The 23,775-nt window shown below is 67.7% G+C and carries 1 protein-coding gene (running past one end of the window); it reads right to left on the bottom strand.

Going from position 1 to position 23,775, the window contains the following annotated elements; all coding sequences use genetic code 11:
* Positions 1-23,775, bottom strand: the 5' portion of a protein-coding gene (locus tag ACFV88_RS28695) for a hypothetical protein (protein WP_385494856.1). It extends 8,355 nt beyond the left edge of the window; the window shows 23,775 of its 32,130 coding nt (coding positions 1-23,775); it begins with the start codon at positions 23,773-23,775; its stop codon lies beyond the left edge, outside the window.

The raw sequence follows: 23,775 nt of genomic DNA, 5'->3' as shown, positions 1-23,775 counted from the left end.
CCGGAGCGCGTTTCGGTGGGCCTCGGGCAGTGCCGGGTCGAGGCCTCGAGCCCAGTACGCCAGCAGATCGCTGCGGCGCCGGAAGGGCCCGGTGCGCTGGTCGGGGTCAGTGGGACGCTGTTCCTCGAGCGCTGCGTCGTCTGCGGCGGCTCGCTGGACTTGAAGGCGGATCCCGGCCTTGTTGAGGATCTCGTCGAAGGCGTAGCCGGGGGCGTTCTGGGTGTAGCGCAGTTCGTCGCTGGTGGTGAACTGTGCCCAGTTGATGGGGCTGCCGTCGGCGGTGGTGGCCTGCTCCAGGAGGTCGGCGAATTCGGTGGCGTCGCGCTTGGTGTCATCGCCGTCGCCAGAGGAGATGAGTGTGCCGCTGGGAACGTGGACGGTGTACCACTTGCCCTTGCGGTACAGGGGCTTGCTCTTCGCGGTGGACTTGGCGACGAGGAACGACCCGTCCGTGGTGACGTGAGCGCGTTCCAAGTCGAGGTGGGACAGGAATGGCGGCTGCAGGGTGTCGAGCTGGTCTATAGCGTCCTTGCGGGTCTCGGCGATCTCCTGGGGCGTTGGCGCGGCAGGAGGCGCTTCTGCCGCAGGCTGCGGGGTGGGGAAGCGAGCTGGCTCTTCAGCCAACGGTGCGGCCTCGGAGGCGATGGGCGCTTGGGGATCAACAGCGTTGACGTCCGGTGTGCCGTTGAGTGCGGTCAGGGCTACGGGCGCGTGCTCGGGGGCGTTCTTGAGGAGCCAGTTCGCGTGTGAACCGTCGGCGTCGAGGCCCGGTGTGAGGGAGCGGATGACGGCCACGGCCGTCGGCCAGTTCCGGCCGTCTGCGTCGCGGAATCCCCTCAGGCGCTCGGTGAGCCCCGGCTGGTCGAAGTCGAGCGGCTTCCCCTCGTGGTCCCTAAGAGCTTCAAGCGCGGTGGCCAGAGTCTCCGCCTCCCGAAGGGTGCGGACGGGGAAGACGCCGGCGATAATCTGAAGCCGATGGGGCGACTGAAGAACCCAGTTGGAAACGATCCGTGGTGCACTGTCGCCGGAGTCCCAGAGTTTCGCGCGATTCTGCTTGAGTGAGGTCTCAAGGTCGGCACGGGTTCGGGTCTTCGTGTCGCCTCGGCGCAAGGCGATCCGCTTGCCGGGAGAAAGACGTACCGGGGCGAGGTCGATGGCCCTGCCCTTCTCGTCCTTCGCCTCCTTGCCGGCGGCGCGGCGGCAGTACTCGACGATCCGCTGCTCGGCTGTAGTTCGGGCGTCGGGCAGGCTGCGCAGGTAGGTCCGGAAGGCCACGCTGTTGGCGAAGCGCGGTGCGGTCGGTTTGGCCTGGGAGCTCTTCGCGGCGGGGTGATGGTCGCGGAAGTAGGCGGCCATCGCTCCGTGCGGGCTTTGATAGGTGCGCTTTTCTGCGCTCCCGTCCCTGTGGTGGACGCGGTACCCGTTGTTGTCCTGGACGATGTGCGCGACGCTGGCATCGTCTTGGCCGAGCAGCGCGATGCGGCCGTGTGCGTCGCGGGCGCCGAGGTGGAGATGGTTGCGCGCGCGCTCAAGCGTCATCGTGCCGACGTTGGCGAGGTCTTGAGAGAGGGTGCTGCGCTGAGCGCGCTCAGCATCGAGTCGGGTACGGAGTTCCTGGATGGTGATGACGCACCGCGTCACCATCTCCTCGGGATCGATCTCGGTTAGGGCATGAGGGTAGGCGGCGTCGAGCCACGTCGTGAGTTGGGCAATCGCTCGGTGGAGGTCGACGTCGCTGAGCGCCTCAGGGGGACCGAACGAGGGTGCTGCGGGCAGCTCGGTCTGGAGTTCGTCGTCGGTGGGCTCCCTCAGTTCGTCGATAGCGTCGGCGACGGTGGTGAGTGCGACTTGGTGGTCCTGGTGGTCCTTGCCGCGAACGGCCAGGATCTCGTGGAAGCCGTGCAGGTCCGGGCCAGTGTGGAGAGTGAAGGCGTTGACCGTCGTGACGGTCTTCCACTGGTCCCCGATCAGTACTTCGAAGGAAGGTTCAAAGGAGGACGGAGCCCAGGCCATGCTCCGCTGCGCGTAGGGAAGGGAGCGGAGCACGTCGCGCTGCATGGATGTCAGGTCGGGCCAGTCCTGCGATGCGTTTGGCCGTGCTACGGCGTCGGGCGAGGTAATGAGGGGACTGCGCAGCAGGGTCTGGGTGCGGCCGTTGCGTCGCTGTGCGGGTTCGGCGACCGTGCCGGTGATTGTGACTTCCTGCCCCGGCTGCAGGTCCGTGGGGGTGTATGGGGTGGCGTCGAGGCGCACTGCGAGGACAGTGGTGTCGTGCGCGCGGACGGTGATCCAGTGGAAGTCACCTTGGGCCGAGGTCTTCTTGTGGTTGCCGAGGACGTGTCCACTGCGGGTGACGGACTCTCCGAGAAGGAAGTGTGCGTGGTCGTCGTCGGCCGTGGGTGCCGGTGCGGCTTGTTCGGGTTCGGGGGTCTCTTGCGCATGCTGGTCGGAGACGTCGTCGGTGGCTGCGGCGGGGCTGGGCGTTGTCGGCTGCTCCTCGGCGGGAGTGGGGATTGCGGTGAAGGTGCGGTGGGCTTCGAGCAGTGCTTCGTGGAAGGTCAGGCCGCTGCTTGTCTTGAACGTGGTGAGTTGCGCGGCGAGAGCGGGACTGTCCCAGTCGAGGGCACGGCCGGTGTGATCGGTGAGGTGGCGCTCCAAGTGCTGTGCCAGGGCGTACGCCTGGTCGCGGTCAGGCATCGGGGGCAGGCCGAGGTCGAGCGCGGAGGAGGCTGGCAGGATGTGCCAGGTTGAGTTGTATCCGCGGGCGTCGCCGATGACCAGGCCGCCTGCCGTGAGCTCAAAGGTGTCGTTGGGGGTGATCCAGCTGCGCGGCCAGGCCTCGACGATGGCGCGGAGGCTGCGTCGTTGGCCGGCCGCTTCGCTCGCGGGGTACCACGACTTCTCCTGAACGGTGACGACCGACTTGATCAGCTCTTGGTGCGCGCTGAGCCGTTGGTCGATGCCGGGCGAGGTCCAGTCGAGGGGCTGCTGGCCGACGGCGAGGTCCTCCAGCGCCTGGGCCAGATTCCGCGCCCGGTCCGGGTGATGCGTGCTCGCTGTAGTGACGGTGAGGCTGCTCCCGGAGTGCATGATCACGTAGAAGTTGCGGGATTCATGCGGGGCAACGACGAGGTGACCGCGCGCAGTGAGCTGGCTGGTGTCGTCCAGGTCGTCAGCCGCCCTGCGAGCGTTGTCCGTGTGGAGGGGGGTATCGACGGCGTCGGGGGTGTTCCTCCAGTGCGCGCGGATCTCGTCGATGCTGGTGAACCGGCGTTCTGTGGGCAGTTCTTTGGGGGTGCGAGAGGTGGCTTCGAGGCGCTCGCGCAGACTGCGGCACCGGTGTGCGACGGCCCGCAGCACTTCCTGGTCGGCCGGCTCTTCGTAGGAGTGTTCCAGCGCTACTTCGACCTGTACCGCGTGGTCGGTGGCTTCCTGCAGGGTCTCATTGAGAAGGCGCAGGGGGCGGCTGTTGTCCAACAGCCAGAAGACGTGGTGGAGACGCTTTTCCAGATCCTCGCGAGCATAGCGCAGGCTGAAGTCGCGGTCAACCGTCGCGCTCGGGGTCTGCTTCCAGGTGTCGATACTCTGCCGGAGTTCGCGGACGGCTTGCCGGAAGGACTCGCTGTCTAGCGTCGGGAAGTCCGTGAGCGTGTCGAGGCTGTGGCGGATGGACCGGGCCAGTGCCTGCTCTTCGGACGCCGTGGGCATCTTGAAGAGGCGGACGTCATCGTGATCGACGGTCACTCGCCATTCGCCCGGTGACAGCTGGCGGACGGGCTTGCCGTAGTAGTGCGTCTCCCGGGAGAGGTGCAGAACGGCCTCGGGCCCGGTCAAGATCTTGTTGCCGTGCTTGAGCTTGCGGTCGGGCAACAGGTCTGCGGCAGGCACCCGGGGTGCTGGGGCATCGCTGGAGAGAAACGCGGTGTATGCGAGTGCGCGACGCGTCTGTCCGCACTGGTCAAGGTGGCGTCGAATCTCAGTGACGAGGTCCTCACGCCTGTTCGCGACCTCTTGCGGACGACCGTAGTTGTCGTGGTCGAGCGTCGCGATGTGCCCGAGGAGCCCTTCGTAGATCTCCTCGTCGGTCAGATGGCGCCCGGGCTGGCCATTGCTCTCATGGGTCTGCTGCTGCTTCTGCAGTACCTGGACGATGGTCGCTTTGACAGCCTCGACGGCAGCCTGCTCCTGCAGGTAGTGCACCTTGCGCGTGTAGGGGGAATCTCCCTCCATGTAAGTGATCCAGGAGTGCAGCTTCTTGAGGACTTGGTCCTCGCTGATGCGGTGTGCTTCGCGCGAGGCGAACGGGCCTTCCTGTACGCGGCGTTCTTCGGCTCTGAAGTTCTCACGCCCGGTTTGGCCGTCCTCTATGTTGGAGGTCACGTTGCGGCCGAGAGCCTTCAGACCGTGGACGGCCTGGAGGGCGCGACTGCGCCTGGTCTCCCATTTCCAGCCTGTCGGTGTCTCCCATCCTCGGCCACCGCTGCGCCGGATCTTTCGGAAGCCGGCCTGGCGCAGGACCTCCTCAGCTCGGCTGTCGCCGGGGGCGACGCCACGAACCAGGCTCTGGAGAGGGTGCCCTCCGTGGATCACCGAGATGCTGACTGCGTTGAGGGCGTCCTCGTCCGTGGCGGCGTCGGCCTCAGTATCACCCGCCTGCTGCGGTTCGGCCGGCCTGTCATCCTCCCCGGGCGGGGCAGCAGCTGGTGCTTGGCCTTCAGGCAAGGGAGTGGCCGGCTGCGCGGGTTCCGCGGGCTGCTCCGTTGTGCGGAGTTCCACCGCCCGGCCAAGAGCCCGCAGGCCAGTCAATGCCTGCTCAGCAAGTGCCTGACGCGTGTCGGGTTCGGTGCGTGCGTCGGTGTCCCAGTTGACGCCGCTGGAGCCGGTGATCGGGCGGAAGGAGGCGGCGCGGAGAACTTCGGCTGCAGCGCGGTCGAAGCGTGCCAGTCCCTGCACGCGTGAACGCGACCCAGGTGTTCCGTCGTGGACGACGACGATCTGTGCTCCGTTGGTAACGGTGTCCGGGGTGGTGGGCCAGTTCTCCTCTTCGCGTGTCCACTGCTCGCGAGGGGAACCGTGTTCCCACTCTTCCAGTGTGTCGAAGAGCTGCTCGTCGCTCATGCCTGCCAGGGGAGACGGTAGCGCCCAGTGGGAGGCGACTTCGGTGAGAAGGCCCGCCAGTTGGTCGGTGCGCTGGTGCAGCAGCAGGGACTGCAGGTGGTGGGTGGCGCCGAGGAGCGGCTTCAGGCCTGCGGGCAGGTAGACGTCGATGGAGTCGAGAGTCTCGCCGACCTGGTCAGAGAGGGTGCGAGTCGCCCGCAGCATGAGGGGGTAGTCGGAGGTGGATATCGCGCGGTTGACATCATCGAGGAGCGCAGGCAGGGCTGCCGCCAGAGGCTGTAGGCGGTCGTGCTGCGGGTAGGTGGTGTCGGTCGCGGCGACGAGTGCCGCTGCCAGGTCCACGACCCGGATCATCAGCACGACGGCGTCCGATGTTGCCTGCTTGGCGTTGTTCGCGTCCGTGTGCTCGTCGACGGAGAACGGGGGGCCCGTCATGGTGTCGAACAACGCCTGGTCGACAGTGACCTGAACGGTGCGTTGTCCGAGAGTCCACTGCACCTCGGCCTCTTCGCCGTGGGTTCGTGCGCGCTCCGGGGTGTGGTTGGCCCAGGTGTCGCCGTGGACGGCGGCGGCGGCCTCCACGCGGGCTTGCAGCCGGCCGTCCGGCATGGTGGTGAGTGCGCTGATGCGGCCGCGGAGGTGGTATGCCTGTCCGTACTCCAGCTCGGGCAGTGACCGTTCTCGGGTGTAGCCGACCGTGGTGTCGATCTGGATCCAGTGGCCTGGCCGCAGAAGAGTGGACTCGATGCGGCGGCCGATGACGCGCCCGTTGGTGTCAGTGACGTCGGTGGGCTGGGCTGTCGGGCGGGCATCGTTGCGTGGGAGGGAGACGGTGTCCCCGTTCTCGAGGGTGAGTTCGACTTCGCCGCTGGGCAGGGCCGTGACGGAGGCGACGAGCGCGTCGTGTGCCGGGTGCCCGGGACGGTCCGGTATCTGGACCCAGGTGTTCGCGGGTATTTCGTCGGGCCAGAGGTGTCCGTGCGGTGCCTCTCCGCGGGAGGCGCCCAGGTCCTCATAGGGGCGGTAGGTCCGGGCTGCAAGGGAGAAGGGTTCGCGTCCACGGCTGCGTTCGAATTCGACCCTGAGGCGTGCCAGTGCCAGGTCGAGTGACTCTGCGCGATCGCTGCGCCAGTTGGCGAAGGCCGGGGTGAAGTCGGTTGCGGCCCAGGGAAGTGGCGTGCCGTCCGCCCCCGTTACGTCGGCAAGGTGCGCGGCGAAGGCCTCAGCTTCTGTCTTGCTGGTGAAACTGAGGCTGTCCTGAGTTTGGTTGAAGGGCATGCCGGCGCCGGACGGTGCGAGGCGCCAGTTGCGGGGGGTCCCGAATCGGATCAGCCCGCCGGGCATGACTTCCAAGGTCGTGTCGGTGGCCCGGTGCTTCCATGCCAGCTTCAGCGGGCCGTTGCTTGTCTGCTGGGCGCGCTGCCGGTAGTAGACGCGCAGCTCTTCCAGCTGTTGGGGGGCCTGGTCCGGGATGCCTGGTGTGCCGGAGGGCTGAGGCTGTTCTGGGTTTGGGGCGTCGGGGGTCCGCGGGCTCGGGGAATCGGGCATCGGTGCTGCGACCTCCTTCTGGCGCGCGGCGGCGTGCCGCCAGATGACGGGGGCGCGCATGGTGAGCTCGTCCAGGGCGACGAAGTCACCCGCGACGTCGTAGCTGTTGCGGTCGGCCAAGGCGAACGCTTGAGCGGTTCGGGCGGTGGCGATGGTGCTACTGGCCTTGAGCAAGGGCGCGGACTGGCGGAAGTTGCCCAGTCGCACGCCATGGCAGTCGCATGAGAGGTAGTGGCGGATTCGGCGGTCTTCGTCGGCCGCGAGGTAGAGCCACCGCGTCTCGCCACTGCAGCCGTCACGGTGGTACGGGGGCGTGGTGTCCTCGGGCTCTTCCTCGTTCTCGGAGTCAGCATCCGGGCTCGTCGACTCGGCCGGTGCTCCAGGTACACCCTCAGTGACGGGGAGCTCGGCTTGTCCAGGCACGGGGCTGACAGGCAGCAACGAGGGTGCGGTGGTGCGTCGCTGCAGGCCGTATGCGCTGGGCTCCATCTCGCGCCAGTCCTGTCCTCCCCCACCCTCCCGCGCGACGGCCGGCGGGGTCTTCTCTTCGAGCGGCTCTGGTGTCGAGGAGGTGGTCTCCGACACGTCGGCTGTCGTGTTCCGGCTCTCGGCGGGTGCGTCGGCGACGGCGTTGGCCTGTGTGTCGTCCTGTGCTGGCGTGACCGGGCTGGGGGTCTCGGGGAAGAGTTGGCGCCAGGCAGACGAGGCTGCTGTGGCTACGAGGTCCTGCGCGAAGGACGCTACGGATGCCACCAGTTCACCTGCAGCCGGGTTGTCGCCGACAGCGGTGGTGCCCAGGGCACGGAGTTGTCGGGCCGCCTCCAGGACCGTACGGAAGAACGCGGCGGGGCGGACCCGGGACGCGGTGCGGAAGAGGTGGGCCGCCTCGGTGACGGCTGCGGCTGCTTCCGGGTGGTCGTGCGCCCAGGCTGCCCAGTCGCCGTGAGCGAGGAGGTCCCAGATGCGGTCGACGATCGAGTGCCGGGCGTCGTCCATGGCACGGGTACTCGTCCAGGTGGTCCCTGCCCCGAATTCTTCACCCCCTTCGGTCGCGAAGACATGGTTCGTGAAGGTCTGCGGGGCGGCGAACAGGCCTTCCGGTTCATCCGGCTCCGGGCGGTATCGGCGCCATGCGGTCGCGAGTTGGGGCGCGCTTGGCGGCGGGACGTCCTCCAGGGCCGTGAAGATGTTCTGTTCGGCCGCTCGCAAGCGTGTCCGGGCCGCCACTGGCCCCTTCATGAGCTCGTCCGCAGTAACCTCACGGAACTCTGCTTGTGCCTCGGCCAGTTCGCGACGGAGGGCTTCGGTGATGCCCGGCTGAATCCAGGCGGAGATGTCCTCCCATGGAAGGGTGAGTGCAGGCCCTTGGCGGTCCTCGGTTCGCAGCGCGAGGCCCTCCGGGGCTGCGTCGATTCCCTGAGGCGCGCGGGTCGCCAGGGAAGCCGGAAAGCTCGGGTCCCCGCGGTACAAGTGGATGCCGCGCGCCGCGTCGTAAAGGCGCCCGTTGATCCACAGCCGGTGAGCCTGTGGGTTCTCGAGCGCAGTGAGGTAGTCGGCAAGGAGGGAACTGTGAGTGGCGCTGCCGAACCAGCGCCGGAGCATGAAGCGGATTTCCTCCGGGGCCAGCAGGTCGGCTGTAGCGGTGACCGTCGCCATCGGCGAGGCTTCGGTCAGCCCGAGGAGGGAGGGCGCCTCCATGTGTGTGCCGGTGGTGACCAGGCTCTCTCGGGCGGTGGCGAGGACGCCGCGGAGAGAAGACACTCTGCTGCGGAAGTCATCGTCGGTTGCGGACAGTGATCCGATCAGCGTGTCTGCCTTGTCCACGGCATCGCTTAGGGCGCTGCTCACGGTCTCCGGGTGCAGCGGTCTGCGGATCGCAACCAGCGCTCTCTGCTTGAGAGCTTCCAAGGCCGGCACGCGATTCACCGGCATGATCGGGGCGCCGCCGACCGCGTCGACGGCTCCGCGGACGCGTTGGCGCAGTGCGGTGAGCGTCAGTTCTGCAGGGGTGAAGGCCCAAGCCCCTGTCGCTGAGCGGAGGATGCCGTGCTTGATGTTCCTGTGGTGGACGGACTCCTGTATCGGCTGTCCGTCCCGCTCTCCGTGGAGAGTGATGGTGCCGGTCTCGTCTCGTTCCAGACGGATGAAAGTGAACGCGCTGTCGGCGAGCTCTGCATCAAGGGTGTAGCGCAGGGTGCCCGGGGTGCGGCGCAGTCCAGGTCGGCGCACAAGGTCGCCAGGTTCCAGGTCTCTCAGGAAGCTGGTCCGCCAGCCCTCTGGTGCCGCGTCCTGCCGCGCCTCAAGGTCGTCGAAGGCCCATTGGCATGCCTGGTCGGCGCTGCCTGCCACCGCCGTGGTGTGGCCGTCGGCGGTGAGGTAGATGAAGGCGTTGGGCTTCATCTGGATGATCGCACCAAGCGGTCGGCCTGCTTCGTCGGTGAGGAGTTCGCCTCCCCGCTGCTCTAGGGCTGTCGGCATCTCGAGCAGGGTGACGACGGCCTGCCGTTCGCTCTCTTGCCGCAGCGCGGTTGCCCGGCGCCGTTCAAGTTCTGTAGAGAGCGTTTCGCGGCGGCTGCGGATCGCTGTCTCGTGCTCGGGGCTGCGAATCGGTGAGGTAAGGCTGGCCAGTTCTTCGGCGATTTCGGTGTCGGTCCGGTGTTGGACGGGCGCGAGGAGCGGGCGCGCGTGTTCGGTTCCGGAGGCCGGATCCGTCCAGCGGGTGATGACGCCCGAGCGCCGTTGGGCGTAAACGGAGGTGACCACGCGGCGCACGCCGTCGGCGGTGGTGAGGTTGAGGCCGTCGATCGCTGTGAAGCGACGCCAGAAGGCGTCACCGCGCAGGCAGACTTCGTCACCGGGATCGAAGTCGGCAACGGACCACCTGTCCTCGGCGACGCGAAGGTGAGTCTGTCCCTGCCACTCGAGGTCTTGTGCGGTGAGCTCCTGACGGTCCGGAACCGGCGTCGTCCTGTGGTCCGCGGCGTTGGCGTGGACCTCGATGACGCGACCCTTTTCTGCGAGGGTCCGGGCCAGGATGTTGACGGCACGCTCGCGTGCGCCGATGCCTCCGGCCCGAGGCTCTGTTGTGCCGGACCTGCTCTTGTTGACAAACCCTGCGGTCGTCAGCGCGGCCCTGGCCTGAGGGTCGGACGTGGTGAGTCCGTGAAGGCGAGTGGTCTGCTGGTTGTGCTCAATCCAGAGCGGTTCGCGGCCGTTCTGGCTCGGGCTGGATTGGAGGTCCTGCCAATGTCGGGCGACACGGCGTGCTGCGGCTTCCGGTGTTGGCCCGTTCAGGGTGGCATTGCCCATGTGGACCGCCCAGGAGCGGCGGCCGGCGCTCCCGGTAGCGATGACGCTGCTCTGGAATCCGACGGTGAGTGTCTCGTGCCTCCAGGAGTAGTCGGCTCCTGGGCTGTCGTTGCTCGAAACGTGGGTCGTCCACCAGAAGCCAGGCATCCCCTCAATGGCTACGGCTCCTGCGGGAGTGTTCTGGGCAGCGTCGGCGGTCGCGGGAACAGAAGGCCCGGTGGACGCCTGCTGATCGCCTGGAGTGGTCGCCTGCTCCGGTGTCGCGGCGTCGGAAAGGAGGTGTCGTCCTCGGCTGGCCAGGAGCGCCGAGAGTCTTTCAGCGGTCGCAAGGCGCTCCTCGTCCGTGCCCGGGATTTCCCAGTACAGGAAGGGTCCCTTGCGGCCTCGGCTCCGGCGTTTTGTGCTGGACGCGGGTCCGTAGACCGCTCTGGCATGGCCGGCGACCTCGATTGCGCTGCGTCCCTCGAGATCGTCCTGGCTGGTCCCGTGCACGCGGGTGTGGCCGGGAGTGTGCTCGAGGCGCAGGGTGTCCGTGGCAGGCGGCTGGGCTGGCCGGGTCAGGTGATGGTGGACGGTGGCGATGTGGTGTGCAGCCGCCCCGTCGGACCACTTCTGAGTGAGTTGGTCGTCTCCGAGATAGCAGCGGAATCGAGTTTTGTCGCGGGCCGTGATGTAACGCTCGGCGTGCCCGATGGGCTCGCCTTCGTGGTGCACGACGACGGTGTCGTCGCTGAGGTGCCATCGGTAGCCGGGTAGATCGTCGATAGTGGCGGCGTCAGCAGGCGGGGCGGGCAAGTTCGGGGTCTCGTCCCACCGCGGAAGGGTCTCGGTGCCGCCGCCGGGTGTGGCGGGTCTGGCCGCACATACGGGGGCGAAGGTTGTCGTGCGCGGCCCGCTGGGGGTGGGTGCAAGGTGCTCGGGCTGCTCGCCTCTGGATTCTGCACCCCGAGGCGCCGGGTCGGCGGGCGGGTCGGGCTCAGGGGCCGCGACGGAGGATTCTGCCGACGTGCTGGCGCGCCCCGAGGACGCGGATTTCGTGCGGTCGGGATTCTGGCTGGGACTCGGGGTGCTGCTGGGAGGAGTGAGGGCGGCGGTCAGTTCCGTCGCTGGCTGCGGCAACGCAGCGGACGAGCGACGCGGGCGTTCCTGCGGTACCTCGGCGTCGGTGACGGTCGCGGCTTGGGCGGTGCTGGGAGTAAGGCGCACGGGGCGGTGGCTCTGGCCGGTAGCCATTTGGTGGTAGCTGCCGACGTGGTGCTCCAGGGCGTCCAGGCCGGTTGTATCGGCGCCCTCGGGAAGGCTGTCCCGCAGGTCGGCGCAGATCTGTGCGAGGCGCACCATCGGGTAGAAGTACTGCTGTCGCGCGAGTGGCAGCGTGAGGTCGTCCGAGTCTGCCAGGCCGTCGCCGCTCCAGGAGGCCAGGAAGTTCTCGGCGCGCAGGCGCGCAGGGTGGGTAAATGGCAGGCGCTGGAGCAGCAGGCCGAGGCCCTCGTCGGCGATGAGTGCGGGAATCTGGGCCCGCAGGGCTGCCGCATCGACAGTACCCCCCGGAGCCTCGGCGAGTGTGCTCTTGTGAAGCTCGCTGAGCAAGGTGTCCAGGGGCGGGGCATCACCGGCGGGGTCGCGGGTGGTGGCCAGGGTCCGCAGAGCGTGGTGACGGGCGAGGTGCGCGAGCGCGGCGGCTTCGTCCGCAAGGCCTGCATGGTGAAGGGCGAGTCGCTCGGCCGCGTCATGCAGGTGGGACAGGGCGCCGATGAGCCCAGCGGGCCTGAGGAGGATGTCGCGGGAGTGGGCGTAAGCGGCAGTCACCTCTACGAAGAGGTTCATGTGGACAGCGTGGTCGAGGACGCTGGGCCGCGTGGCTGCACGGTGGAGCCGGTTCCATCCAGGGTTCAACCCGGTCAGGGCTGTGCCGAGTTCGCGTGCCTGCCGGTAGGGCGCGATGCCATCGAGTGGAGACTTCGTCAGAGTCGACCCGCCGATCGGGAACGACCTCTCACTGGCTGCCAGCCGCTTCTGCTGCTGCACCGCGAGGCTTTCGAGGATCTTGAGGTCGGCCCAGAGCTGGCGATTGGCCGAGCGGACGTTCTTAGACAGCTCGGCGTGGAGTCTCTGCGTGGCTCGAAGTGCTGTGGACAGTGCCTGGGTGTCTTCGGGCCTCTTGCTTGAGGCGTAGGGCTTGAAGTCAGCCCACTTCTTCGAGAAGTCTCGATATTCCCACTCGCGGCTCCTTGGATCGCGCGCGCGAAGCACACTGCGGGCCGCTCCCTGCAGGAACTCGATCGCCGCTTGGTGCTCGGCGTAGCTGCGGTACGGCTCGTTGGAGGCGTTCAGAGTGTGGTGGATGCTGGCCCGCAGCGCGGCAACCGGGGCTGGGAGTATGTCACCGATCCGCGCGGCGAGAAGGGTGGCCGGCACGAGCGGGCTGGGCATTTGGATCGAGCTGGCAAGCCATGTGTCGAGGGTTTCGTCCCAGGTGTCGCTGTCGCGGGCGCTGTGCAGGTTGGGCTGGGCCAGAGCACTCTTCTGGATCGAGGCGAGCATCTCCCGTGAGGGGGAGGCCCCGACCGTTTCATCGCGGACGGCCCGGATCAGATGGGCGGTGTAGGTCTGCGCGACGCCGGCGAGGGCCGCCGCCGCCGTCTGGATGTCGTGGTGCGGTTGGCTTGCCTCGGAGGTGTAGTGGTGTGCGATTCGGTTCGCCGTGGCAGCCAGAGAGGCCAGCCGGTTGAGGTGCTCTGGCGTGGAGCGGGGCTGAGTGAGGGACCAGGTCACCAAGTCGAGGTCGAGCCGCAGGTCGGCATCAGCGCCCGGGTGTGCCAGAGCCTGACGGCAGGCGTGCAGGGCCGTCGAAAGGTCCTCCTCCGACACCGCGGCCCGATCGTGGGCGGCCTGTGAGGTGATGGTCGCGAGCTCGATGTTCAGGTTGAGATCGGCACCGTGGGAGGCCGCCAGCCGCTGAACATGACGGCTGAGGTGGAGGTGGAGGACGTCTATGCCCTGGAGTAGCTCGCCGTGGCGGGTGTCCTGTCCTTCCTGGTTGTTCAGCCAGCGCCTCATGGCTTCGACTCGGTCGAGCAACTGGGTGTATTGGACGTGTAGGGCACCATCGGGGTCGGTGGCGTGCCACGGCGCGGTGCGGGCCGTCTGAAAGCCCTTCTTGAACCTGTTCCACGTGGTCGACCGTTCGCCGACGATGCCCTTCGCCTGCTGATTCCACCTGCTTGCCAGGGCGTCGAGATGAGCGCGAGCATCAGCGAGAGCTTGGTGGCTGGTGTAGGCGAGGAGATCTGGTGCTGTGTGAGGCAGAGGCTGATCGAGCAGGGTGAGGAGCTCCTGCTCGCCGAGCGCGATGAACTCGCGTCGGTAGCGGGGGTGAGCGAGCCACTCGGTTCGTAGGTCCGGCTGCATGTACGGGTGGCCAAGCCGGGCTTGCCGGCCAAGCCAGGTGGCGAACGGGCCGGCTCCGCCCTGCGTGACGTGACTGCGCACTTCAGGTTCGGAAGCGGCGAGTCGAACCAGGGACTGAACGTTGGCGGCTCGTGCAACGCCTTTCGCGTTGCCGTGCCGCAGCCATTTCCCCGGGTCGATCTCGATGTCCGGGTTCGGTTCGGCGTAGTCGGGACGGAAGTCGATCGGGCCGCGATCACCTTCCAGCGCGCGTGCAAACAGCACTTCGAGTGTGCCGTTCTCCAGCCACCTGGAGCGGTTGTCGAGACTGTTCAGGCGCCCCTCGAAGCCTGAGAGCAGTGCCTCGTGCGCGAAGCGGAAGACTGAGGAGGGCGCGAGAACCCGGCCGGCTCCGCGTGCTCCTTCGGCATGGAAGGCACGTATGGCCGTCCGGCCGGTCGCGCCGGACGTCACGAAGGTCGGGGGTGTTGGCTCGGAGGGGGCGTCGCGCGGCATGCCGGGGAACGCAACCGCGGGGTGCAGTGTTGAGGGAAGCTGCTCGACGAGGTGGCGCTCAGGGAGGAAGAGCTCGGCGGGTCCCTCTTCGGTGTCGAGGTGGATGAGGGTGCCCCGCTGTTCGGCACTCCCCCGCAGGCGCACGTGGTAGGCCGCCCTGCGCAGGGTTCCCGTCGCTGTCAGCGACTCGTCCCCGTCCGGAACGGTGCCGGTGGCTGTCACAACGGCGCCAGTCTCGGCCTGCCAGGGGTACAGGCGGACTCCGCCGAGTGGCCCCGTGGCGAGCGGTGAGGGAGGGATGACCTCATCGGGGTCGAGCAGGTGCTCCGCGATGGCCGAGTTGTGGTGTGGCGAACGGAGGCTCTGCAGCAGCTTCTCTCGCAGGATCCGGGCTCGTGCTGCGGCATCAGCGAAGGTGTCGCTGTTCGGGTGGGTCTCGCCGCGCTCGTAGGCGGTGGAGAGGAGCTGCAAATCGGCTGCGATCCGGAGGAAGTCCTCACGCACGCTGCCGCTTTGGCACTGCCCGTCCTGGAGCAGCTTCATAGCGGTTCGGGCCCGCTTGTAGATGGCGGCAGCACGTGGCTCTCCCGCAGGGCGGCCGGTATCGATGCCGCTCGGTGGTTTGGGCCACGTCTCGTTGTAGTAGTACGTCCGTGCCAGGTCCCGTGCGTTGGCGGGCACGTCGGGTTGGGTTCGGAAGAACTCGGGCAGAGGAAGCCGTGGGGCGTCGGGGCCCTCTGGGAATGCGCCCTGGGCGAAGGTTCCGCTGCGTCCGTCGTCGGCATGCCAGGTCGCTAGCTCGACGATGATGCGGTGTGCAAGCTGCGGTGGCAGGTCGTCGCCGGGATCGAACTCGTACAGGTCGTCGGCGTGGACACTCGTGAACGCTGCGCCGCGGACGGTGATCCGTTGTTCCGTCAGGTCCGCGTTCTCTGCGCCCAGGGCGTCTGCGAGGCCGCGCGTGACGAGGAGAGGGAAGGACACCTTCGGGTACCTGCCGGGGCCGTCGTGGTAAAAGGCCCGGCGGGCCAGATCCAGGACGTAGCCGTCCGCCTGGTCCTTTTCGCGTAGAACTTGTTCACGGCCCTTGGCCTGGAGCCGTTCGTCGGCGGCGCGCCGGTGGTGGCCGCGGGGATCACAGGCAGGGGTGCTGGCGATGGCATGCTCGACGGCGTCTTCGAGGCTCCGGTGGTCATGTGAACGCCACTGGCGCGAGAGGGGGCCGGCCAACGGAGCGTCCCAGGGGAAGGGATGGCCGTCTCGGTCGATAATCTGCTGGACCGCGCGGGCAGCCTGCCGGGCTTGGTCTTGGGTCGCGAAGCCTTCGGCGTGCTGTCCTGGCAGTGGTGTGAGAGTACCGGGGAAGCAGAGGTGCCAGCGGTCGGCATCCCGGACGAGCGCCAGGCGGTCGTGTAGTACGAGTTCGCCGTCCGTTAGCACGTGCTCGAGATGGGCCCGACGGACGTCGGTGAGTTTGCCGTGATCTCGAGGGTCTGCCAGTTCCAGCGAGCCGGACCGGATGTGCGCGGCGAGGGCACCCGCGTCGGCGAAGCGAGGAGTCTGCAGATCAGGCGGAGCGGCTGCTGTGGCGTAGTGGGGTAGTTGGGCGAAGTGGGTGAGGGCGGCTTCGCCGGTGAGGCGTGTCAGGTGGATGGGGTAGCCGTCGATTTTGGCATGCAGGATGAGGGATCCGTCGGCTTCCTCCATGACGAGGGCTCCGCCTGCGACCAGTGCTTTCAGTCGGTGGGTTGCTTCGCTGCCGCTGAGGATCTCGTTGCTGCTGAGTTGGTAGGCGGTCCACGGGTCGAAACGGAGGTTGCGTGCCCGCTCGGCGGAGCGAGCGAACCGGCCTGGCCGAGCCTGCCGTTCCTCGCTGCGTCGCAGTCCTCGTTCGGGTTCCTGGAGTACTGGATCCCAACTGCCCGGTACAGCGGCGAGGATCGTGAGGTATCGGTGCAGGTGGTGGAGTGTGGTGACGGCCTTTTCGGTGGTGCCGGTGAATTCGTCCGCCCACTCGCTTTGATCTGTGCATCCCTTGAGGGTTTCCGCCGCGTGCAGGACGCCTTCAGCTTGCAGGGCAAGGCTTGACGGCGTGGCGCTGGCCCAGTCAGCGTGCAGCAGAGTCGTGTCGGCTCCTCGCAGGGTGGCCCATTCCAGCGGGTAGCTCCGCCTGAAGGCGGACTTCCACGCCGCCTCCGTCTTGGGTGTGTGGGCCTTGCGGAAGTCTGCGGTGATCTCGCCCCGTAGAGGGGTCACGAAGTTGTCGAGGGCGCGGGTCCGGCTGGACCGCAGCTCGCTGCGCCGTTGCTCTCGCGGGTCCTCGCCAAGGGCGGCGTCCCATACCTGGCGGAAGAAGGCGGCGAGTTCAGGGCCGGGTGTGCCAGTGGCGAGTGAGTGCAGGGCGTGTTCACGGAGCACCGTGGAGTCGTCGCTTGCAGAACGGAGCCGGCCGCCTACGAGCCAGTCGAGCACACCCGAGGTGACCAGGGCGGTGGAGATATCGTCGGGGTCGGTGGAGGGCATTGCCTCACGGACCGCGGCCAGGAAAAAGACGTCCCGTAGAGCCTCCTGGGATGCGCGCTCGTACAGGGCGGTGAGGACTTCGGACTGCGGGTCTTCGGTCGGGGCGGCGGCGGAGAGCGTTTGCACCGAGGGCGTGGGAGCGGAGGTATCCACGGTCGGGTCTTGCCCGGCCCGGATCAGGGCCTGGTAGGTGTGGACTCGGAATGCCTGGCGGAACTCCCTCTCGATGCGGGGGCCGCTCGTGAGGACCTTACGCAGGCCGTCGGAGGCGCTTTCCATGTGCGTGGTGAGCCACTGATTGATCGTTTCCTTGTCGCCGAACCCTCCGTACTCGCCACTGCGGAGCATGGTCCGCAGGAGGTCTGCGACCTCCTCAAGGTGAGGTTCGACGAGAGCCGGGAAGCGTTCATTCAGCGGGGTGGCGACGATGGTGTGGGTGCCGGTGATGCGGATGCCGCCATCGGGCTCGTTGCGCACCACGATGCGCTGCGGGCTGTTCTCGGCTGCCCGCCTCGTCATGGCCAGCAGCTTGTTGAGGTCGGATCCGAGCAGGTCGGCGACGCCGCCACCTGCCTTGGTGTGCTCGTACCAGGTGTCCCTATTGGCGGGGTAGGGCGAGAGGTTCTCGGCCATCTCGTGGTGACGAGCCCAGATGCCTTGCTCGATGCCGGCGGGGCGGGGTCCCGTGGAGGCCGCCAGCATCCAGCCGTAGTCGGTGAGGAGCTCCGCGGCCCGGGCGCGGTCACGGCCGTCGGTGGCATCGGCCAGTTGTTTGATGCGGTAGTAGGCGCGGCGCAGGAGTTCGCTGGTGCCGCCCTGCTCAACGTCGGTGGTGGCGAGCTGGTCGAGCGCTTGGTGCAGAGAGCGGAACTCGGCGCTGAGCCGCAGCGTGCTGGTGTGTTCGACATCCCACTGGCTGACGAGCTCGTGGAGGATGCGGCCGGCTTCGCGGGGCCGCATGCTGGCGCGAGCACGATGGAAGGCCTGCTGCGTGATGAGTTCGACGGCTGCCGCCATGGTGGTGGTTCCGTCGGTTCGCAGGGCGGTGAGGGATTCGAAGGCGTCAGGGTGGACGGCGAGCCAGGCGGCAGCCTCGCGGCGGACGTCTGCGTGGCTGGCGAGGTGGGCGGCACGGCGCAGGTTGGGGTCGTCGGCCATGCGGTGTGCGACGACGTGGGTGGCCTGCCGGGCTCCCTGGAGTTGCTCTACCTTGGCCTGCGCTAGCTCCCCGTCGAGCCGGGACCACGCGTGTGACGTTGGGGTCAGGGCGCGCACGCGAAGGTTGTCGATGTCCTGGCGCCGGACGCGGCCGCCGCTCTCTTTGATGGCGAGGAGTGCGTAGTGCAGCTCCGCGCCGGTGAGCACGTGGGTTTCGGTGGCGCTCGTGAGGAGGTAGCCACAGTGGATCTTGTCGGTGTCGCCGTCCCAAGGGTTGCCGCGCATCGGTTCGGGCAGACCGGCGTAGGGGGTGGGGCGGCTGTCGTTCCAGCGCTGGTGCAGACCGGCATCGCTCATCAGTCGGCCGAGACGTTCCAGATGCGTCTGCGCCTCGTCGAGAATGTGCTGGGTGAGTTCCGCAGTGTCGGGGTCTTCGCTGGCGGCGGTGCGGGCGAGGCGGGCCAGCTCCTGAAAGTGGGTGGCGCGAGCGGTGACCTGCTCGATGGTCGGACCGTGGTCCCGGAGGTCGTAGCGCTCGGTGGTGAGTGCGGTGAGCGTGCGGGTCCAGGCACGCAGTGCCTGGTCCGCCGCAGGGCCGGGATGTTGGGCTGCGAGCTTCCACTGGGCATAGCGGATGAGGACCGCGTCTTCGCCGAGGTAGGTGTCGGCGAGGCTGTCGTAGGGCAGCGCGCTCGCGGGCACGTCCGGCTGCGGGGTGAGGGTGGTGCAGGAGCCGTGGGAGCCGGTGACGGTCCAGCCGCCGTCGGCGCCGCGCTCGGCGCTGAGCAAGGCACCACGCATGGTCGCGGCCTGTTGCGCCCACTGCGGTGAGTACTGCGCGAAGTTCTGGACGTCCCTGCCGACGGCGGCGCTGGCCTCGTCGTAGCCCCGGTCGAGGAGGGCCGAAATCTCTCGGCCGGTACTCTGGCCGACGTGCTGGCCAGCGCGGGTGAGTTTGTAGACGAGGTTGGGGCCGAGCTCAGTCAGACTGGGCGGCTTGGGCAGGTCGGGGACGGTGATGGCGTCATCGCTGGGGATACCGAGCTCGTCCTCATCAACAGGCTGGTAGGGCTCCCCTACGCGTTGGCCGCCGCTGCCACGGCGGATGCTCCCCCGGCTGGTCGAGGTCTCCTGCTCCTCATCGTCAGCCAGCAGGGAGGCGACCAGGGCCTGCATCTCCTGGTCGGTCGCATCCTTGGTGTCCCGGGGGTCGTCGTCGCGGTCCGGGGTGTTCGCGGCGGCCTCGGCTGCGATCAGCTCGTGCAGGTGGGCCTGCTCGGAGCGGGCTGAGGTGAGGGCCTCCGCCTGGTCGAAGGAAAGATCTACCAGTCGGTGGGCGCGCTCGACGCTGGCCTGGCGCCCGGCAAGTTCGTCTCGCGCAGCCTGGAGTGCGCCATCAAGCCTTCCGAGCATTTTGGCCAGTCGTCCGGCCCAGGCTCCCGCTGCTGCAGGATGGTCCGTCGTGCCGAGGGTCACGGTGACCTCTTCGCCGGAGACGCCCTCGACAGTGAAGACCGCGGTGCCAGCCTCCGGATAGACGCTCACGGTGAGCGGCACGCCGTCGATGGATGCGATGCTTCGGCCCGCGGGTACGTCCGTTCCGAGCAAGAGATCGCGCAGCTGTGTCGCGGTCGCGGGTGTCTCGTTGGTGCTGAGTCGCAGACCGCGCAAGGTGGTGTCGTCTCGACGCCGGAGCAGGTCGCTTATGTGCTCCACGCTGCGCTGGGCGTCGGCGATGGAGCTGTCGGCGTTGGCAATGATGCTGCGTTGGTGCTCGCGGGTCCGCCGCCACCGCGATTCGGCTGCCTCCAGACGGCGCACCTTCTGGTCGATGCGGTGCTTGTCGAGGAGCATCTGCTTGCCAGCGGCCATGGCCTTGAGCTCGGCGATGTCGAAGGTGCTCTTGTTGAGATCGAGCTCCATTTCATCGAGCTTGCTCAGGTCGATGTGACCGGTCTTGTACTGGGCGATGAAGCGGGCTTTGCGCTCGCAGTGCTGCAGGCGCAGTGCCATCGCCGACATGTCCTTGACGTACTGGTGGATCTGAACGACGCGGTGCCCGTTGCCCGGCCTCCAGACTCGCCACTGCTCTTGTTCGATCTCGTCCGGGCGCCACCCGAAGGTGACCTGGTGTGCGGCGATGGCGCGGTCGGGCGCGTCGACGGCCACGCCGGCGGTGCCGCTGGAGCCGATCAGTACACGGATCTCGCCGGTGCGGAACTTCTCGAGGAGTTCTTCCTTCTTGGCCGCGCTGTCGCCGGCGTCCTGTATGTAGGCGATCTTCGCCGCCGGTATGCCTCCGGCGATGAGGCGATCGCGCATGTAGTCGTAGGCGGTCCACTTTCCCTTGCGCCGGTTGTCGGTGTTGCTGACGCCGAGGCTGCAGAAGATGAACTGACCGGCTCCGGGGGTCGGGTGGAGTGGTGAGTTCGGGTCGTTGTTGTCAGTGCGGTATCGACGGTCCTTGTAGGAATGGTCGATGCGCAGGACGTTTTCGACGACAGCGTCCAGCACGGTGGGGCCGTCGGCTTCCTCTCCGACCAGCTTCGGGTGGATGGCGTGCATCACCGCGTCGCTGATGATGCTAGGCATGATGTCGCCCTCGTCGGGCTCGCCTGCCTCGAAGCGTTCGATGCGCCCGAGCCAGTTGGTGCCCATCCATTCGGATTCGCCCTCGGTGCGCGGGATAACATGGATCTGTGGCTTGCCGCCGGCTATGACGGGGCGCCCCTCGATCTTCACGTCATGCTGGGTCCGAACGTCGGCCATGACGTGGTGCAGGCGCACGTACGTGTTGAGGTTTGCTTCGCGGAATGCGCCGGGGCGTTCCTTGAAGCGGATCTCGCCGCTGGGTGCGATCTCGGGGTCCAGGGTGGTTTCGATGAACACGCCGCGGAAGCTGTCGAGGTCGTTGATCGCGGCCTGGGGCAGGAGGTCGGGCTTGAAGAGATCGAAGAGCCGGTAGAACTGGGCCATGTTGTTGCGGGCGGGAGTCCCGGATGCGCCAATGATGACGGCGGTGTCGGGGTGGGCCCGCCGCACGGACCAGGCTTTCATGTCGAGGTCGTAGGCGCGGGCGGCCGGCGCGAGGCCGAGCTCGCGCAGACGGGTGGGGTAGGCGATGCCGAGGAAGTTCTGGACTTCATCGATGAAGAGCCCGTCGATGCCGAGGCGTTCGAAGGGCAAGCCCACGTCCCGGTGGATGGCCGCGTTCTTGCGGAGTTTCTCCACGAGCTTGGTAAGCATGGTGCGCAGGCGCTTGACTGTGCGGGCGCTGGAGCGTTCGTCGGTGATGTCGCCCATGCCGGCCAGGGCGAGGTCGTCCCCGAGGACCTCGGCAACGAGAGGGTCGCGCAGGTCTTCCAGAAGCTCCTGTTCGAGGACGTCGCGCTCCGGGCTGCGGCCGCGGCTCTGCAGTTCGACGAAGGCCCTTAGCCGTGCGGAGACCGCTTCCAGGTAGAGCTGCTGGGACTCGGCCGAGATGGGGATCCGTTCGAACACGGTGTACGGGACGATGACCGCGTCGAAGCTGCCGTTGGCGATCTTGCCGATGAACGCCTGGCGGCGGGCCCGAGTCTCGGCAGCGCCTCCCTGGCTGTTGAAGTCCTCCTGGGAACAGACCAGGATCTTGGCGTCCTTGTATGCCCAGCGGGCCGCCTTTTCCCACTGGCCCAGAGCGTTGTTGGGCACAACGATCATGGGTTTGCGTGACAGCCCGAGCTGCTTGCGCTTCATGACGGTCATGAGGATCGACAGCGTTTTGCCGAAGCCGCCGTCGTGTTCCATCAAGAAGGACTCGACCATTCCCCGGGCGACTGCATCTTTCTGGTAGTCGCGGGGAGTGACCTCAGGGTTGAGGCCGGGGAAGGTCAGGTGGGCGCCGCTTGGTCGGTAGGTGACGTGCGAGCGGTAGTACCAGTTGTAGAGGCGGACAAGCTCTTCGCCCCGTGTGGGTTCTTCCCACATGTAGTCGGCGAACAGGCGGTTGATTTCGTCTGCTCGTGCTTGGACGTCCTCCGTCGCTGAGGCGCTGAGGGTCTTCCCGTTCCCGGTCTTGGCAGGGTTCTCCTCTTCCTCCTGCGTGGGCGGCACAAGGAGGCTCGCACGTCGCAGCATCCGCTCGACGATGGCGAGGGCGTCCCACCGTGCCGTGCCGTAGGTGTCACGGTTGGTGCTGAGCTTGCGGGCATCGGCGGATGCCTCGATCCGCCAGTCCCCACCGACCGCCCGGCTGACGTTGATCTCCTGGTGCCCGATGAGCGTGCGCAGGAAGCCTTCGACCCATTCGGCCCGCAGCATGGGGTCGCCAAGTTCGACGTCGATGTCGCCGGCCTCGGCGTCCGCAGGGAGGACCGTGTTGAGAGCGTCGATGTTCGCTCGGAAGCGGTTGTCACCCGCTTCCCGGTTCGCGCTCTCGGCAATGTGGAGCTTGCCGCGGACGTGGCCGGAAAGATAGCGGTCAGCGGGGATGAGGTCCCCGGTCTTAGGGTCGTCGAAAGTGAGGGCCCCGAGCTGGGCCCGGGCCTGATCGGGGGGAAGGTCGAGGAGCGCGGCGATGTAGGACAGGTCGGCGACGCCGCGTTGGTTCAAGCTGATGGCGAGGGCCTCAGCGGGCGTGCTCGCGCGCGTGGGGGTCTCGCTGCGCTGGTCGTCGCGCTCGAAGATGCTGCTCTTGCTGGCGCCTCCCGTCTTGCGGTCGTAGACCTCCAGCGCCATGACGGCCGGTCCGAGCGGGTCGAAACGGAAGTGCCATCGGGCGCTGCGCGGCTTCATGGCGCGGTTGAGGGGACCGTGGGTTGCGGCGTAGTGGTCATAGGCAGTGTTGAGTTGGGCCCGGGCTTCCCCTACGGCATCGGGCTGCGCATCGTCGGCGGCCTGGAGGTCGACGAGGGTTCGGTACTGGTCGCGCAGGGCGAGGAGGTCGTTGAGTTCGGCGCGCTCATCCGCATTGTGTTCGAAGGGGAGGAGTTGGCCGCCGCGAAGTGTCAGGTAGGCGTCGCTCTCCTGGATGATCGCGCCTTCGTGCGCACTGAGGTCGCTGCCGAACCGCTCGATGGCCTGCTGAATCCGCTGGGCTTCAGCATCGACGGCGGCCCGCTGGGCCGGGTCGGTGGGCCGGTGGGTCAACTGCGTCGCCTTGGCGTGCTCGATGATGCGCTGGGCAGCCTGGGTGACCTTCCGTGGCGTGTGGGCCAGATCGTCGGGGATGACGCTGAGTTCGGGGCCGTGCTGACCCGAGACCATGCTGTGTGTGCCTAGGACCTGTTCCGGATGCTGCACGAAGTAGCTGCTGATCCGGGCGCTGCCGCCCTCCAGACCCACGATCTGTGTCGGGACGGGATCCCAGCCGGAGGGCTCCTCGCCAGGTTCGCGAACGCGGAGGAAGACGACGTCGCCGACGGCCTGGGTGCCAGCACTGCCGGCGAAGGCCCCGGCAGGCAGGCGGATGGCGCCGAGGAAGTCGGCGTGCTGTGCCACTTCGCGGCGGGCCTCGCTCTTGAAGCTGTCGAGAGTCCACCGCGAGGTGATGACTGCGATGGTGCCGCCGGGGCGGACATGCGCAAGGAGCCACAACAGGGCATGGTTGTGGATCGACAGACCGAGGGGATTGTGGGTTGGGTCGGTCAGGGCGTAGTCGCCGAAGGGCAAGTTGCCGAGGGCGCCGTCGGCGTAGTCGCGGGGAAGCCGCACATCCACAAAGGAAGAGCAGTGGACGGTGGCTTCGGGGTTCAGACGCTGCGCGATGCGGGCGCTGGCCGGCTCAAGTTCGATACCGATCATGCCAGGAGCGAGAAAAGTGCCGGCGCCGCAGCCAAGCTCGAGCAGCCGGGCACCGGCTGGCACGTAGAGCTCGCTGACTGCGGCGCGGACTGCGTTGGCAATCGCCGGGTCAGTGAAGTGCGCGTTCGGGGTGGAGGCGGCCGCGGCGTCGTACTCGGCTGCACTGAGTAGTTCTCGCAGTTCGGTGCGAACGGCTCGGTGCTCGGGCTTGGCTTCGTTGAACACCTCGGAGACACCGGTCGCGCCCCAGGATGTGTAGCCCGCAAGGACCTGGCGCTGTTCTCCCGTCAGCGGCTCGTCGTCGGGGAGCTGGGCGAGGAGACGCAGTGCGTCCAGGTTTCGCGCGATGCGCAGTTGCGCCGGGACAGCCTGCTGGAGAGGGCGGTCGAGGGTGCCCCGGGGTTGGCCGACAGGGGTGGAGTTGGTGGGCAC

Source organism: Streptomyces sp. NPDC059816, from assembly GCF_042732055.1.
GTDB lineage: Bacteria > Actinomycetota > Actinomycetes > Streptomycetales > Streptomycetaceae > Streptomyces.
This window is presented reverse-complemented; position numbering and strand designations above follow the sequence as displayed.